General features: G+C 75.4%; 14 protein-coding genes. 4 read left to right on the top strand and 10 right to left on the bottom strand.

The features are described from left to right. Nucleotides 1-38 precede the first annotated feature (38 nt). The 3 genes from ACRYR7_RS04040 to ACRYR7_RS04030 form a co-directional block, all read right to left on the bottom strand. Complete coding sequence (locus ACRYR7_RS04040) at nucleotides 39-227, bottom strand: hypothetical protein (protein ID WP_432570778.1); 189 nt, start codon at nucleotides 225-227, stop codon at nucleotides 39-41. Then, complete coding sequence (locus ACRYR7_RS04035; RefSeq protein ID WP_432570801.1) at nucleotides 224-859, bottom strand: methylated-DNA--[protein]-cysteine S-methyltransferase; 636 nt, start codon at nucleotides 857-859, stop codon at nucleotides 224-226. Before ACRYR7_RS04035 ends, ACRYR7_RS04040 begins: the two co-directional genes overlap by 4 nt. 68 nt (nucleotides 860-927) lie before the next feature. After that, nucleotides 928-1434 carry an RNA polymerase sigma factor gene (locus ACRYR7_RS04030; RefSeq protein WP_432570777.1) on the bottom strand — a complete coding sequence of 169 codons (507 nt, stop codon included), beginning with the start codon at nucleotides 1432-1434 and terminating at the stop codon, nucleotides 928-930. 67 nt (nucleotides 1435-1501) lie between these two features. On the opposite strand from ACRYR7_RS04030, the gene trmB reads away from it, so the two are divergent. Beyond that, entirely contained in the window at nucleotides 1502-2275 is a 774-nt protein-coding gene (gene trmB, locus ACRYR7_RS04025; RefSeq protein WP_432570776.1) for a tRNA (guanosine(46)-N7)-methyltransferase TrmB, read from the top strand. 96 nt (nucleotides 2276-2371) lie between these two features. Here the strand turns inward: trmB and ACRYR7_RS04020 are convergent, their stop codons facing one another. The 5 genes from ACRYR7_RS04020 to ACRYR7_RS04000 form a co-directional block, all read right to left on the bottom strand. Further along, a complete protein-coding gene (locus tag ACRYR7_RS04020) occupies nucleotides 2372-3514 on the bottom strand; it encodes a Gfo/Idh/MocA family protein (RefSeq protein WP_432570775.1) in 1143 nt (380 codons plus the stop codon). After that, nucleotides 3499-4197, bottom strand: a complete 699-nt coding sequence (locus tag ACRYR7_RS04015; RefSeq protein ID WP_432570774.1) for a ThuA domain-containing protein — start codon at nucleotides 4195-4197, stop codon at nucleotides 3499-3501. Before ACRYR7_RS04015 ends, ACRYR7_RS04020 begins: the two co-directional genes overlap by 16 nt. An 89-nt stretch (nucleotides 4198-4286) precedes the next feature. Next, nucleotides 4287-5177, bottom strand: coding sequence for a carbohydrate ABC transporter permease (locus ACRYR7_RS04010; RefSeq protein ID WP_432570773.1), 891 nt, complete (start codon nucleotides 5175-5177; stop codon nucleotides 4287-4289). A gap of 3 nt (nucleotides 5178-5180) precedes the next feature. Beyond that, nucleotides 5181-6035, bottom strand: a complete 855-nt coding sequence (locus ACRYR7_RS04005; protein ID WP_432570800.1) for a carbohydrate ABC transporter permease — start codon at nucleotides 6033-6035, stop codon at nucleotides 5181-5183. A gap of 65 nt (nucleotides 6036-6100) precedes the next feature. Beyond that, entirely contained in the window at nucleotides 6101-7438 is a 1338-nt protein-coding gene (locus tag ACRYR7_RS04000; RefSeq protein ID WP_432570772.1) for an ABC transporter substrate-binding protein, read from the bottom strand. A 363-nt stretch (nucleotides 7439-7801) separates the two neighbouring features. Between ACRYR7_RS04000 and ACRYR7_RS03995 the strand changes: the two genes are divergently transcribed. From ACRYR7_RS03995 to ACRYR7_RS03985, 3 genes are all read left to right on the top strand, one after another. Next, entirely contained in the window at nucleotides 7802-8878 is a 1077-nt protein-coding gene (locus ACRYR7_RS03995; RefSeq protein ID WP_432570771.1) for a LacI family DNA-binding transcriptional regulator, read from the top strand. 112 nt (nucleotides 8879-8990) lie between these two features. Further along, nucleotides 8991-9914 (top strand): KPN_02809 family neutral zinc metallopeptidase, encoded by a 924-nt coding sequence (ypfJ, locus tag ACRYR7_RS03990; protein WP_432570770.1) that lies wholly within the window; start codon nucleotides 8991-8993, stop codon nucleotides 9912-9914. 161 nt (nucleotides 9915-10075) lie between these two features. Continuing rightward, on the top strand, nucleotides 10076-10633 hold the full coding sequence (locus ACRYR7_RS03985) for a hypothetical protein (RefSeq protein ID WP_432570769.1): 558 nt from the start codon (nucleotides 10076-10078) through the stop codon (nucleotides 10631-10633). Nucleotides 10634-10676: 43 nt separating this feature from the next. Here ACRYR7_RS03985 and ACRYR7_RS03980 read toward each other — a convergent pair whose 3' ends face one another. Together ACRYR7_RS03980 and ACRYR7_RS03975 are read right to left on the bottom strand one after the other, a co-directional pair. Then, a complete protein-coding gene (locus ACRYR7_RS03980) occupies nucleotides 10677-12995 on the bottom strand; it encodes a SpoIIE family protein phosphatase (RefSeq protein ID WP_432570768.1) in 2319 nt (772 codons plus the stop codon). Continuing rightward, the gene (locus ACRYR7_RS03975; RefSeq protein WP_432570767.1) at nucleotides 12992-13627 is read right to left on the bottom strand and encodes a biliverdin-producing heme oxygenase; all 636 of its coding nucleotides are present in this window, start codon (nucleotides 13625-13627) and stop codon (nucleotides 12992-12994) included. Before ACRYR7_RS03975 ends, ACRYR7_RS03980 begins: the two co-directional genes overlap by 4 nt. Nucleotides 13628-13678 lie beyond the last annotated feature (51 nt).

Below are 13678 nucleotides of genomic sequence, written 5' to 3'. Positions count from 1 at the left end.
GTAGGGGTCGTCGGGGTCACCGGCGACCCCGGGTCCGCTCAGGGGCCGACCCCGCCGTCGGGGTCGTCGAGGACACCGGGCTCCTCGCGCTCGTCGGCGTCCACGGGGTCCGGCCGCTCGGCGGCGCGGGCGAGGCGCTCGCGCTCGGCGGCGTCCTCCACGGCCTCCGCGTCCTCGGGGGTCACGGGGCTCTCGGGCGTGAAGTCCTCGGGGCTGCTCTCGCTCACGGGCACACCCTGCCGCGCGCACCGGTCGCCGTCGACCCGTGGGCGGGCGCGCCCTCCAGCCGCAGCAGCAGCCGCTTGGCCTCGGGGCCGCCGAGGTAGCCGCCGGCGCTGCCGTCGGCGCGCACGACGCGGTGGCACGGCACGAGCAGCGGCAGCGGGTTGCGCGCGCACGCGGTGCCCACGGCCCGCACCGCGCGGGGGCTGCCGACGGCCTCGGCCACGCGGGCGTAGGTGGCGGTGGTGCCGTAGGGCAGCTCGCGCAGCGCGGTGAGGACCTCGCGGCGGAACCCGCCGGCCAGGGACGGGTCCAGCGGCACGTCGAAGGCCCGCCGGCGCCCGGCGAAGTACTCCTCGAGCTGGCGGGCGGCGGCCTCCAGGGGGGCGGGCGCGCGCAGCACGCGCGGGCCGAGCCGGGCCGCGAGCTGCGCCAGGACCGCGTCGTGGTCCTCGCGGGCGAAGGCGACCCGGGCGACGCCGCGCGGGGTGGCCGCCAGCAGCAGCGGCCCCACCGGGGAGTCCACCGTCCGGTACGCCACGTCGAGCAGGTCCTCGCGCGCGGCGGCGCCGGCCAGGCGCTCGCGCAGGGCGCGCAGGTGCGCGTCCTCGCCGGGGCCGCCGCGCGCCCCGAGCAGGTCCTCGACCCCCTCCGGGCGCTCACGCGGGTGCGGGTGCTGGTGCGGGTGCTGGTGCGGGTGCTCGGTCACGACGGCTCCTCCGGCGGGGTCCAGGTGCGGCGCAGGGCGGCGACGCCGTCGGCGGCGGCCCGCCGCGCCGCCTCGGGGGTGCCGCCCACGAGGGCGGCGACCTGCGCGTGCGGCAGGCCGGCGAGGTGGTGGTACGCCACGCACCGGCGCTGCTTGGGCGGCAGCGCCGCCACCGCCGCCCGCAGCCGCGCGTCGCGCACGGGGTCGCCCTCGGGCGCGGCGACGGCGGTCTCGGGCAGCTCGGCGGTGGGCACCGGGCGGCGGCGGGCGGCGCGGTGGGCGTCGACCGCCTTGCGGTGCGCGATCGTCACCAGCCACGCGCGCACGTCGCTGCCCGGCGGCAGGGACGGGTAGGCGCGCAGCGCCGCCAGGAACGTCTCGGACCAGGCGTCGTCGGCGGCGTCGGGGCCGACGACGGCGCGGCACACGCGCAGCACGAGCGGGCCGTGCCGCTCGACGACGGCCTCGAACGGCTCCAGCGGCTCCCCGGTGCGTGCCTCCACACCCCGCTGACGTCCGCCGGGGCCGCCGCGTGAGGTCACCGCACCATCATCCGGCCCGGCCCCGGCGGTGCCGGATGATGGTGCGGTGACCGCCCCCTCCGCCGACGCCGCCGCCGCACCCGCCGGGACCACCGGCGCCGAGGGGGCCGAGGGGGCCGAGGAGCGCTCGGTGCGCTCCTACAAGCTGCGCCGCGGCCGGATGGGCAGCGCCCGCCGGGAGGCGCTGCGCACCCGCCCGCAGGCCCTGGCCGTGCCGGACGGGGAGGGCCCGCTGGACCTGCCCGCGCTGTTCGGCGCCGGCGTCCCGGTCGTGCTGGAGATCGGGTTCGGGACGGGCGCCACCACCCTGGAGATGGCGCGGGCCGACCCGGGCACCGGCGTGCTCGCCGTCGACGTCCACACCCCCGGGGTCGCCGCGCTGGTGCTGGGCCTGCGGGAGGGGGGCCCGGGCAACGTGCGGGTGCTGGAGGGCGACGGGCGCCTGCTGCTGCAGCAGCGCATCGCCCCGGGCGCCCTGGCGGGGGTGCGGGTGTACTTCCCCGACCCGTGGCCCAAGGCGCGCCACCACAAGCGGCGCCTGGTCGACGCGGGGTTCGCGGCGCTGGTGGCCGACCGGCTGGCGCCCGGCGGGCTGCTGCACGTGGCCACCGACTGGGAGCCGTACGCGCAGCGGGTGGCCGAGGTGCTGGCGGCCGAGCCGGGGCTGGAGCTGCAGGCCTCGCGGGAGCGGCCGGCCTGGCGCCCGGTGACCCGCTTCGAGGCGCGGGGCCTGGCGCGCGGGCACGTGGTGACGGACCTGCTGGCCCGCAGGCCGGCAGCGCCGGCCCGCCCGCGGGGCTGACGGAGCCCGGCAGCACGAGGACCCGCCCACCCGGTCGTCCGCTCGGGTGAGCGGGGTTCCGGGTGGGCGGGTCCTCGTGCGCCGGGGGTCAGGCGGTCAGGCGGTGAGGTCCACCGGCTCGCCGACCGCCTCCGGCCGCTGGCACGTCGTGCTCAGCTCCACCGTGGAGCGCGTGTCCGCCGCCCGCTGCACCGACTCCATCACGTCCAGCACGTGCAGCGCGACCTCATCGCTCGCCCGGTGCGCACGCCCCTCGCCCAGCGCGATCGCCAGGTCCGCCAGCCCGTACCCGCGCCCGGCGCCGACGTACCCCGCGCGCACGCCGACGTCGCGCCAGTTGCCCGCCTCGTCCGCGTCCGGGCCCGGCGCCGGGGCACTGGCGGCGGAGTACACCTGCACGCTGCCGTCGAAGTGGTTCGGGTCCGGCACCGAGAGCGAACCGCCCGTGCCGTGCACCTCGATGCGCGGCAGGCGCGCGGCCCAGGTGTCGAAGCTCATCACCAACGTGGACACCGCCCCGCTGGCGTGCACCAGCACCCCGGCCACCGAGGAGTCGATCGCCACGTCGAAGGACTGCCCCGCGCGCGGGCCCGAGCCGATGGTGCGCTGCTGCTGCGGGCGCCAGGAGACGCCCACCACCCGCTGCACCGGGCCCAGCAGGTGCACCAGGGAGGTGACGTAGTACGGGCCCATGTCCAGCAGGGGCCCGCCGCCGGGCTGGTAGTAGAAGTCCGGCTGGGGGTGCCAGCGCTCGTGCCCGGGGGTGGTCATGAACGCCGTGGCCGAGTGCGGCACGCCGATCTGCCCGGCGTCGAGCACCGCGCGGGCGGACTGCACCCCGGTGCCCAGCACCGTGTCCGGCGCGCAGCCCACCCGCAGCCCGGCGGCGGCGGCGGCCTTGACGACCTGCCGGCCCTGCTCCACGTGCATCGCCAGCGGCTTCTCGCCGTAGACGTGCTTGCCCGCGGCCAGCGCCTGCAGCGCGATGTCGGCGTGCGTGGAGGGCAGGGTCAGGTTCAGGACGACGTCCACGTCGTCGGCGGCCAGCAACTGCTCCAGCGGCAGCACCCGCGCGCCGGCGTGCTCGGCGGCCAGCGCCCCGGCGCGCTCGGTGTCCAGGTCCGAGACGGCGGTGATGCGCAGCTGGGGCAGGCGGACCAGGCTGGCGGAGTACTGCTTGCTGATCACGCCGGCGCCCACGACACCCACGCGCAGCGGCTGGTTCACCGGGCTGCCCACAGCAGACCCCTCTCGACGATCGTCTTGACGTTGGGGTCCCGCAGGACGGACATGTCGTGCCCGGGGGTGGCCACGAACACGCGGCCCTTCCCCCACTGGCGGGTCCAGACCGCCGGCGAGGTCACCGGGCGGTGCCACGGGTCCCACTCGCGCACGGCCTGCGTGGTCGTGGCCAGGACGTCGCAGTACTCGTCGGTGAGGACCCAGTACTGCTCGGTGACCAGGTCGAAGTCGCCCAGGCCGGCGGTGATCGGGTGCTCGGCCGCGGCCGGCGTCATCTCGACGCGGTAGGGGACGAAGTTGTCGGTCTCGTCGCCCTTGAGCTCGTCGGGGTGCTTGCCCGGGTGGCAGGCGAACTGCCCGCCGACCAGGTGCAGGTAGTCCGAGGAGTTCCGGTAGGAGTCGGCGATGCCGCCGTGCCAGCCGGCGAGGCCGGTGCCGGCCTCGACGGCCGCCATCAGCCCGGCCAGCTCGTCCTTCTCGATGCTCGTCATCGTCATGCACTGCACGACCAGGTCCACGCCCGCCATGAGCTCGGCGTCGGCGTACGCCTTCGTCGAGCCCTCCTCGACGCGGACGGTGAACCCGTTCGCCTCCAGGTGCGGGATGAACGCGTCGGTGGCCTCGACGGGGTGGTGACCTTCCCAGCCGCCGCGTACGACGAGGGCCTGGCGCTGGCTCACGAGGAGGTTTCCTTCCGGTGGTGGTGCGGTGGTGGTGCGGTGGCGCGTCAGGGCCGGCGCGTCACGGGTGCTGCGTCACGGGCGGTGGGTCACTTGCTGAAGCCGGCGGTGAGGCCGGCGATGAGCTGACGGCGGCCGACGACGTAGAGGACCAGGATCGGCAGCGTGCTCAGGACCACCGCGGCCAGGACCGCGGGGATGTTGATCGTGTACTGGCCCTGGAAGTCCCACAGGGCCAGCGGCATGACGCGCCGCTCCGGGCTCTGCGTCAGGACCAGGGGCAGCAGGAAGCCGTTCCACACCTGCAGGGCGTTGTAGATCGACACCGTGACGATGGCCGGGCGCGTCAGGGGGAACGCCAGGCGCCACATGCTGCCCCACTCGCTGGAGCCGTCCAGGCGCATGGACTCGAACAGCTCGTTGGGCACGTCGCGGATGAAGTTGCTCAGCAGCAGCACCGTCAGCGGGATCGCGAAGGCGATGGAGGGCAGGATCAGCGCCGTGAGGGTGTCGTACAGCTCCAGGCGGATGATGATCAGGTAGACGGGGATGATCGTCGCCTGCAGCGGGATCGCCAGGCCCATGAGGAAGACCCCGTTGACCGCCTTCAGGAAGCGGCCGCCGCCCCCGCGCACGATGGCGAAGGCCGCCATGAACGACATCAGCACGGCCGGGACCACCGAGCCCACGGTGATGATCACGCTGTTGATGAAGTACCGCAGGATGTTCGACTCGATGACCTGCTGGTACGCGCTGAGCGTGGGGTTCTTCGGCAGCGCCAGCGGGTTGGAGCCGAAGTACTCCGACTGCTCCTTGAAGCTGGTCACCACGATCCAGTAGATCGGGATGATGATGATCGCCAGCCAGATCCAGCCGAACAGCCCGCCGAGGTAGTTGCGCGAGCCGCCGGTGCGGCGCGAGCGCCCGCCGCCGGCGGCGTCCGCCGACGCCTTGCGGGAGGTGGAGACGGTGGTGGCCACGGGTCAGGCCCCTTCCAGCTGGCTGGTGTTCGCGTCCTTGCCGCCCAGCCGCTGCAGGAGCAGGGCCAGCACGAGACCGACGACCACGAGGATGACGGCGATGGCGCTGGCCGGCCCCATGAGGCTGGCGCGGAAGCCGCGCAGGTACATGTCCAGCGCGAGGGAGCGGGTGGCGTCGCCGGGCCCGCCCTGGGTGAGGACGAAGATGAGGTCGAAGAAGGTCAGCGACCCGACGACCATCAGCGTCGAGGACGTGATGATCGTGTACTTCAGCTGCGGCACGGTGATGTGGAAGAACTGCTTGATCCGGCCCGCGCCGTCGAGCTGGGCCGCCTCGTACATCGAGGCCGGGATCTGCCGCACGCCGCCTTGGTAGATCAGCGAGTGGAACGGCACGAACTGCCAGGACACGACGAACACCACGACGCCCAGGGCCAGCCACGGGCGCCCCAGCCAGTTCTGGTTCAGGAAGTCCAGGCCCAGGCCGGCGCCGATGCCGAAGTTCGGGTCGAGCAGCGCCTTGTAGACGATGGCGATGGCGGCCGAGCTGAGCAGCAGCGGGACGAAGTACAGCACCGCCAGCAGCGCGCGGTAGCGCTGGTTGCCGGCGATGAAGACGCCGATGAGCAGGCTGATCGGCGTCTGGACCAGCCAGGACAGCGCCATGATGAGGAACGTCACCAGCAGCGCGTGCGGCAGGCCGGGGTCGCTCAGGACCGACGTCCAGCTGTCGAGGCCGGAGAAGGTGACCGGCCCGATGCCGTCCCAGGAGGTGAAGCTGAGCGCGAACACGCCCACCAGCGGGACGATGCCGAAGACGGTGAAGAACAGCAGGGCGGGCAGCACCAGCCAGGCCAGGCGGCCGTGGCTGGTGCCACGGCCGCCCGACCCGGCGGCGCCCGCCGCGTGGACGGCGACGGAGCTCACTGCTGCGAGACCGCGTTCATGCTGTCCGCGAACTGCTGCGGCGTGAAGCCGTCCGGGTTGCCGAAGAGCTGCTCGATGTTGGTGAGCAGCTCCTCCGCGGCGGTGGGGCTGAGCGCCTGGTCCCAGGACATCCCGAAGAACGGGGCGTTGCTGGCGATGTCGTAGATGAAGCTGAGGAAGTCGCCGTCCTCGGCGGCGGCGAGCTGGTCGTCGATGCCGTTGACGATCGGGACCTCGCCGGCCTCGTTGATGAAGGCGGTGGCGATCTCGTCGGTCAGCACGCCGTCGCGCAGGTAGTCGCGGGCGATCTGCTTCTGCTCGTCCGAGGCCTTGGAGGAGATGGAGTAGTACTGCGCCGGGTTGCCGACGGTGCTCTGCCCGTCGCCCTTGCCGCCGTCGACGACGGGGAAGGACTGGTAGCCGAGGTTGCCGTCGCTGACGAAGGTGCCGCCGTCGGTCTTGATGGACCCGAAGCACCAGGAGCCCTGCAGCAGCATGGCGGCCTTGTCGGTGTACAGCAGCGCCTGGTCGGCGTTCTGGTCGGCCACGACGGAGTTGAAGCCGTCCACGAAGCCGCCGGCGCGCACGAGGTCCTGCGCCATGCTGAACGCCTTGAGGACGTCCGGGTTGGACCAGGCGTTGGGCTGGCTGTCGTTGATGGCCTGGTATGCCTCGGTGCCGGCCACGCGCTGGACGAGGAACTCCAGCCACATCATGGTGGTCCAGCGCGACTGGCCGGCCAGGGAGATCGGGGCGATGCCCGCGGCGCGGAACCTGGGCACCAGCGCCATCAGGTCGGCCCAGGTCGCCGGCGGCTCGGCGCCGATCTGCTGGAACAGCTTCTTGTTGTAGTACAGGAAGACGGGCTGCACGGTCTCGTGCGGCACGGCGTAGATCTTGCCGTCGACCTCGCCCGGGATCCAGGCGGCCTCGAAGAGGCGCTCGCGCATCTCCGGGTTCTCGTCGACGAAGCTGGTCAGGTCCTCGATCTGGCCGGCCTCGGCCCAGTCGCGCACGCTGCCGCCGCCCCAGCTGAAGATCAGGGTGGGGGCCTGGCCCGCGCCGATGGCGGTGCGGATCTTGGTCTTGTACGCGTCGTTCTGGTACGCGGCGACGGTCAGGTCACCGGACTCGGAGGTCTCGTTGAAGGAGTCCACCGACTGGTTGCGGACGTCCTCCTTCGGCTGGCCGGTGAGGAACCAGATGGTGGCCCCGCCGTCGGCGGCCTGGCCGGGGCCCGCGGACCCGCCGCAGGCCGCCAGCGTGGTGGCGGCCAGAGGGGTCGCCATGGCCAGGGCCAGGAAGGACCGGCGGGAGGTTCGCTTCTGATCCACTTCGATCTCCGATGCGCCGAGCCGCGTCCTCGCGGCTGCTCTCGAACGGATGCGGCGGGCGCCGCTCCGGAGGCCCGGGGGGCCTGGTCGCTCACCGCTCTCGAAATCTTTCGACAGCGGCGTCTGCCCGGAACCATAGGCAGGGGCTCCACCGGGGTCAAGCCGTTCACCCCGGGACGGCCCCCCACCGGGGTCACGGTCCGGTAACCCCCGGTTTTTCAACGATGCAAGGCCCTCCCGCTGCGCCGATCGATCGTCTAAAGTTTTCGCAAAAGGACGGCCGCGCCGTCGCGGCACCGAGGCCGCCACCGCGCCGCCACCACGTCGTCAGGGTCCCCGCACCCCCCAGCAGAGGAGGCCGCCGTGCTCGACCGCACCGCGCGCACCAGGAGCGGCCGCCGTCCGACGCTCGCCACCATCGCGCAGTCGGCCGGCGTCTCCGTGGCCACCGTCTCCAAGGTCGTCAACGGCCGCGACGACGTGGCCCCCGACACCCGGGCCCTGGTGGAGGACCTGCTGCGCCGCCACGACTACGCGCCCCCCTCCGCGCGCCGCACCCCCGCGACCGACGGCGGCGTCGTGCAGTTCTTCGTCCACGGGGAGCTGCGCGCCTACTCCACCCAGGTCATCGACGGGGTCCTCGGCGGCGCCGAGGAGGCCGGGGTGTCGGTCGCCGTGGGCAAGCTGCCCGCCGACCTCTCGCACGAGCCCTCGGCGCGCTCGTGGGCGCGCGACCTCGCCGCGCTGGGCCGCAGCGGCGTCATCGTCGTCACCGGCGAGCTGACCGCCGCGCACGTGGACGCGCTGGGGCACGTGGGCCTGCCGCTGGTGGTCATCGACCCGCTGAACCTGCCGCGCCGGGAGGTCACCAGCGTCGGCTCGACCAACTTCACCGGCGGCATGACTGCCACCCAGCACCTGCTGCACCTGGGCCACCGCGACGTGGTCTACGTCGGCGGCCCGGCCACCTCCTCGTGCAACCGGGCCCGCGAGCACGGCTTCCGCGCCGCGATGGAGGCCGCCGGGCTGCGGGTGCGCCCGGAGGCCACGGTGGCCACCGACGAGTTCGCCTACGAGCCGGGCCGCCGCGCCGGCGAGCTGCTCCTGGACGGGCCCTACCGCCCCACCGCCGTCGTGGCCGGCTGCGACTCCATCGCGCTGGGCGTCATGGAGGCCGCGCGGGTGCGCGGCCTGCGGGTGCCCGACGACCTGTCCGTGGTGGGCTTCGACGACACCGAGCTCGCCGAGGTCTCCACCCCGCCGCTGACCGTGATCCGCCAGCCGCTGCGCGAGATGGGCCGGGTGGCGCTGAAGACGGTGCTGCGCATGGCCGCCGGGGAGCAGCTCGACTCGCACCACGTCGAGCTGGCCACCGAGCTGGTCGTGCGCGCCACGAGCGCCGCGCCGCCCGCTCCCCCGGCCGCCGCCCCGGCCGGCTGAGGAGCCGGCCGGGCGCGGGAGCGGCCGGCGCCGACGCGCGCCGGCGGGCGGAGCGCGCCAGGCTCACCCCCCGGGGGGGCGGCGCTCGCCCCCGCGGACGGAGGGGTGGTCGATGAGGTACCGGGACGACGCGAGCCTGGACAGCGGCGGCGTGCAGGACCGCCGCGGCGGCGGCCGGCGGGCGGTCGCCGTGGGCGGCGGCGGGCTGGGCCTGGTCGGGGTGCTCGTGCTCGTGCTGCTGCAGGTGCTCGGCGGGACCGGCGACGGCGGTGCGCCCGGCGCGGGGTCGAGCTCCTACGTGGACGGGGTCGGCGGGGCGGGCCGCGGCGGCAGCACGGGCGCGCAGGAGCTGGCCGCCTCCTGCCGCACCGGCGCCGACGCCAACGCGCGCACGGAGTGCGCCCTGGTCGCGGACGTGGAGTCGGTGCAGGACTACTGGGCCGGCGTGCTGGGCGAGCGCTACGTCCCCGCCGAGACGGTCTTCTTCTCCGGCGCCACCGACACCGCCTGCGGAGCGGCCTCCTCGGGCACCGGGCCCTTCTACTGCCCCGCCGACCAGCTCGCGTACGTGGACCTGTCGTTCTTCGACGAGCTGCGCACGCGCTTCGGCGCCGAGGGCGGCGCCTTCGTCAACGCCTACGTGCTGGCCCACGAGTACGGCCACCACGTGCAGCACCTGCTGGGCACGACGGCCGCCGTGCGGCCCGGCGAGAGCGGCCCGGACAGCGGCAGCGTGCGCCTGGAGCTGCAGGCGGACTGCTACGCCGGCACGTGGGCCAGCCACGCGACCACAGTGCCCGACGACTCCGGCGCCCCGCTGATCGCCGAGATCACCGACGACGACGTCGCGCGCGCGCTGGACACCGCCGGCCGCATCGGCGACGACTTCATCCAGACGCAGCTCGGCGACGGCACCGCCGACCCCGGCTCGTACACGCACGGCACCTCCGAGCAGCGCCGGCTGTGGTTCACCACCGGTTACGAGACCGGGGACCCGGCGCGGTGCGACACCTTCGCCGTCGACGACCTGGGGTGAGCGCGCACGGCCCGAGGGTTGCGCCAGCCGGGTGACTTCATGACCGAACGTGACGAAGTGCTTGCGCCGGCTCCGCGCAGCCGCTCAAATCGAAGCACGGACCGCGGTACCGGGGGGTGCGAGGCGGCCGATCGAGATCACCGGGGGTAATCGTGAAGTGGATGACGCGTGCGCTGAGCATGGCGGCTGCGGGTTCTGCGCTGGTCCTGGGCACCGTGGCCCCGGCGAGCGCGGCCACGGGGGCGCAGGCGTTCCTGCCGGCCGCCGGCCGCACCAGCACCTGCGCCGGTGAGGTCAGCGCCCAGGAGCGGCTGTGCCGCGTCGCCTCCTTCAGCACCGCCGTGGAGGCGGGCCGGCAGGTGGTCTTCGTCGAGCTCACGACCGAGGCGTACACGGCCGACCCGGCCGACCGCGACCACAAGGTCTACCTCAGCGACGTGCTGTGCAGCGCGCCGGTGGACGCCTTCCTGCGCGGCGAGCGCGGCCGGCTGCTGGTCCTCAAGGCCACGCTCGACGGCTGCGACGTCGCCCTCGGCACCGGGCCCACCGGCCCCTACCGGTGGCGCGCCGAGGGCGACCTGGGCACCTCGGAGGCGCGGACGTCCGTGACGCCCGCGAAGGGGGCCGCGGCCGGGCCGGCGCAGGCCGGCGGGACCGCGGAGGGGACGACCTACGCGAACAGCCTGTTCTTCGGCTTCACCACGCCGACCGGCGCCTGAACCCGGGGCGCACCGCCCGGACCGCGGGGCCGGTCCCGCGCGGTCAGCCCCGCGCGCCGGGCGCGCCCGGCGGCTCGCACCGCACGAGCACCAGGGTGGTGTCATCGCCCTCCGCGCCCGGCACCACCGTCATGAGGTGGTCGGCCAGGTCCTCGGAGCCGCGGCGGGCGCCGTCGGCGGCGGCCGCGCGCAGCTGCTCGATGGTGGCGTCCAGGGGCAGGCCCCGGCGCTCCACCAGGCCGTCGCTGTAGAGCACGAGCACCCCGCCGCGGGGCACGCGCACCGGCACGTCCTCGGCGCGGCCGGTGGCCACGCCCAGCAGCGGGCGCGGGGTCACCCGCAGCAGCTCGGCGCCCCCGTGCAGCAGCAGCGGCGGCGGGTGCCCGGCGCTGGCCACGTGCCCGGTGCCGGTGCCGGGGTCCAGCACGGCGACGACGGCGGTGGCCGTGTGCTCGGTCAGGGTCGAGGCCACGAGCGCGTCGAGGCGGTCCAGCGCCGCCGCCGGGGAGTGCCCCTCCAGCAGGTAGGCGCGCGAGGCGGTGCGCAGCTGCGCCATCGCGGCGGCGGCGTGCACGCCGTGGCCGGAGACGTCGCCGACGACGACGGCCACCCGCCCGCCCGGCAGCGCGAAGGCGTCCCACCAGTCCCCGCCGAGCTGGCTGCCGGCGGCGGGGCGGTAGCGCGCCACGACGTCCAGGCCCGCGAAGCGCGGCGCCCGCTCCAGCACGACGGCCCGCTGCAGCGACTGCGCCACGGCGATCTGGTCGTGCAGGCGGCCGAGCACGACGCTGGTGAGCTGGCTGCGCAGCCGGTCGGCGGTGACCGCCTCCCAGCGCTGCCACGGCACGCTGCGCCCGCGCACGACCTCGCGCCACTTGTCGAACGACTTGCGCGGGCTCAGGCGCACCCCGGGGCCCTCGGCGGCGGCGAGGTGCTTGTTGCGCGGGTCCCCGCCCCAGTCCACGACCTCCTGCTGCTCCGGGCGCACCCACAGCAGCCAGCGGTCCACGCCCAGCCCCACCCGCAGCGCGCCGGCGGCCACCTGCTGAAACTCCTCCAGCGCCGGGTCCAGCGAGGCCAGGTGGTCGGTGAACGTCGGCGCGCCGTCCCCGCGCGCCAGGACCTGCGAGATGCGGTGCAGCGCAGCCGGTCCTGGGACCTCCCCCAGCGTGGAGAGGCGGGAGCCGTCGGCCAGGGCCGCGCCGGAGGCGCCGAGCAGCTCCAGCAGCCGGCGGTCGCCGAGCAGGTTCGCGAACGGGTCGCCGCCGGAACCGGTGGTGCGCGCGACGAGCGCGGCGAGACGCTCCTGCCCGCGCAGCGCGTCGTCGCGCTCGTCGGAGCGCTCGCGGCCGGCGATGAGCTGCGAGGCCGCCTGGCCCAGGAACTCCGCCGCCGAGCGCGCGTCGTGGCTGGGCCGGTGCGGCCCGGAGTAGTGGTGGCAGGCGATGAGCCCCCACAGCCGGCCGTCGAGCACCAGGGAGATCGACATGGAGGCGGTCACGCCCATGTTCTTCAGGTACTCGACGTGGATGGGCGAGACGCTGCGCAGCACCGAGTGCGACAGGTCCAGCGGTGCGCCGGTGCCGGGGTCGAGCAGGGGTTCCAGGCGCGAGGGGGCGTAGGAGACGTCGGCGATCAGGCGGGTCCAGTTCACGGTGTAGAGCCGGCGGGCCTGGGCGGGGATGTCGGAGGCGGGGTAGTGCAGGCCCAGGAAGGCGTTGAGGTCCTCGCGGCGGTCCTCGGCGACGACCTCGCCGTTCCACTGCGCGTCGAAGCGGTAGACCATGACGCGGTCGAAACCGGTCAGGGCCCGCACCTCGCGCGCGAGCTGCTGCGAGAGCCCGTCCACCGAGGCGGCCTCGGTGAGCCGGGTGACCGCCGCGCGCGCCGCGCGGTACGAGACCACCTGCACCCCGCGGGAGGTGCCCACCGGCTCGACCTCCACGACGAGCCGCTCGCCGGAGACGTGCAGCACCACGTCCACGTCGGCGCCCGGGGCGCCGGCCAGGTCCAGCGCGGTGTGCAGGGGCTCGCCGAGCTGGTCGGCGGCGTCCAGGGCCAGCACGGCGCCGGCGGTGCGCTCGCCGAGGACCTCGCGCAGCGGCAGGCCCAGCAGCTCGCGCGGGGCGCGCCCCAGCAGCGGCCCGGTGCTCTCCGAGGCCACGACGACCTCGTGGGTGCCGCGGTCCACCGCCAGCAGGAACCCGTGCGGCTGCACCGCGCCGGGCACGTGGATGGGCTCGCGGTCGCAGTTCGTCAGGTCGACCGGGCCGTACGCGGGCACGTACGGGTCCACCTCGGTCCCGGCGGCGCGGGCGGCGCCGGGGGGCCCGGGGGTGCCGCCGGCCGTCGGGGTGCTCACGCGGGTCGCCCGGCCAGCGGGGCCAGCCAGCGGCGGTAGGCGGCGAAGACGGCGGTGGCGGTGGCGGCCGCCTCGCGCACGGCCTCCTCGCCGGCCCCGCCGAGCGCGTCCACGGCGGCGGTGGTCTCGCGCCAGCGGCGCCCCGCCCCGGGCCGCCCGGTCAGCGACGTGCACGCCTGCTCCGGCACGCCGGCGGCCACGACCGCGGAGCGGATCAGCTTGCCGCCCAGGGTGGAGCCGTCCAGGACGTAGCACACGCCCAGGGCCTGCGCCCGGGTGGTGGGCACCGGCACGTGCGGGCAGGCGGGCACGGCGGCCACCTCGCGCGGCGGCACGCCCAGCGCGAGCAGGTCCGCGCGGGCCATCCCGGCCCGGGCGCGCTCGGCCACGTCCAGCACGCCGGGGTCGGCGGCGGCCCAGCGCCGCAGGGACTCCTCCAGGGGGTCGAGCAGCCCGAGGTTCAGCTCCAGCCAGCGGCGGTGCTCCTCGGCCCCCCAGGGCCGGTGCAGCACGTCCAGGCCGCCGTCCAGGTCCTCGTGCGCCTGCGCCGTGGCGGCCCGCACGCGGGCGAGCGCACCGCCCGCCCGCCGGCCGCCGGTCCGCACCGCACCGGCCACGCCGTCGATCGTCACGTCACCGCTCTCCCCGAGCGGCGCGCGCCGCTCACCGCCACGACCGTAACC

The organism is Kineococcus gurbantunggutensis (assembly GCF_050871925.1).
Classification (GTDB): Bacteria; Actinomycetota; Actinomycetes; order Actinomycetales; family Kineococcaceae; genus Kineococcus.
This window is presented reverse-complemented; position numbering and strand designations above follow the sequence as displayed.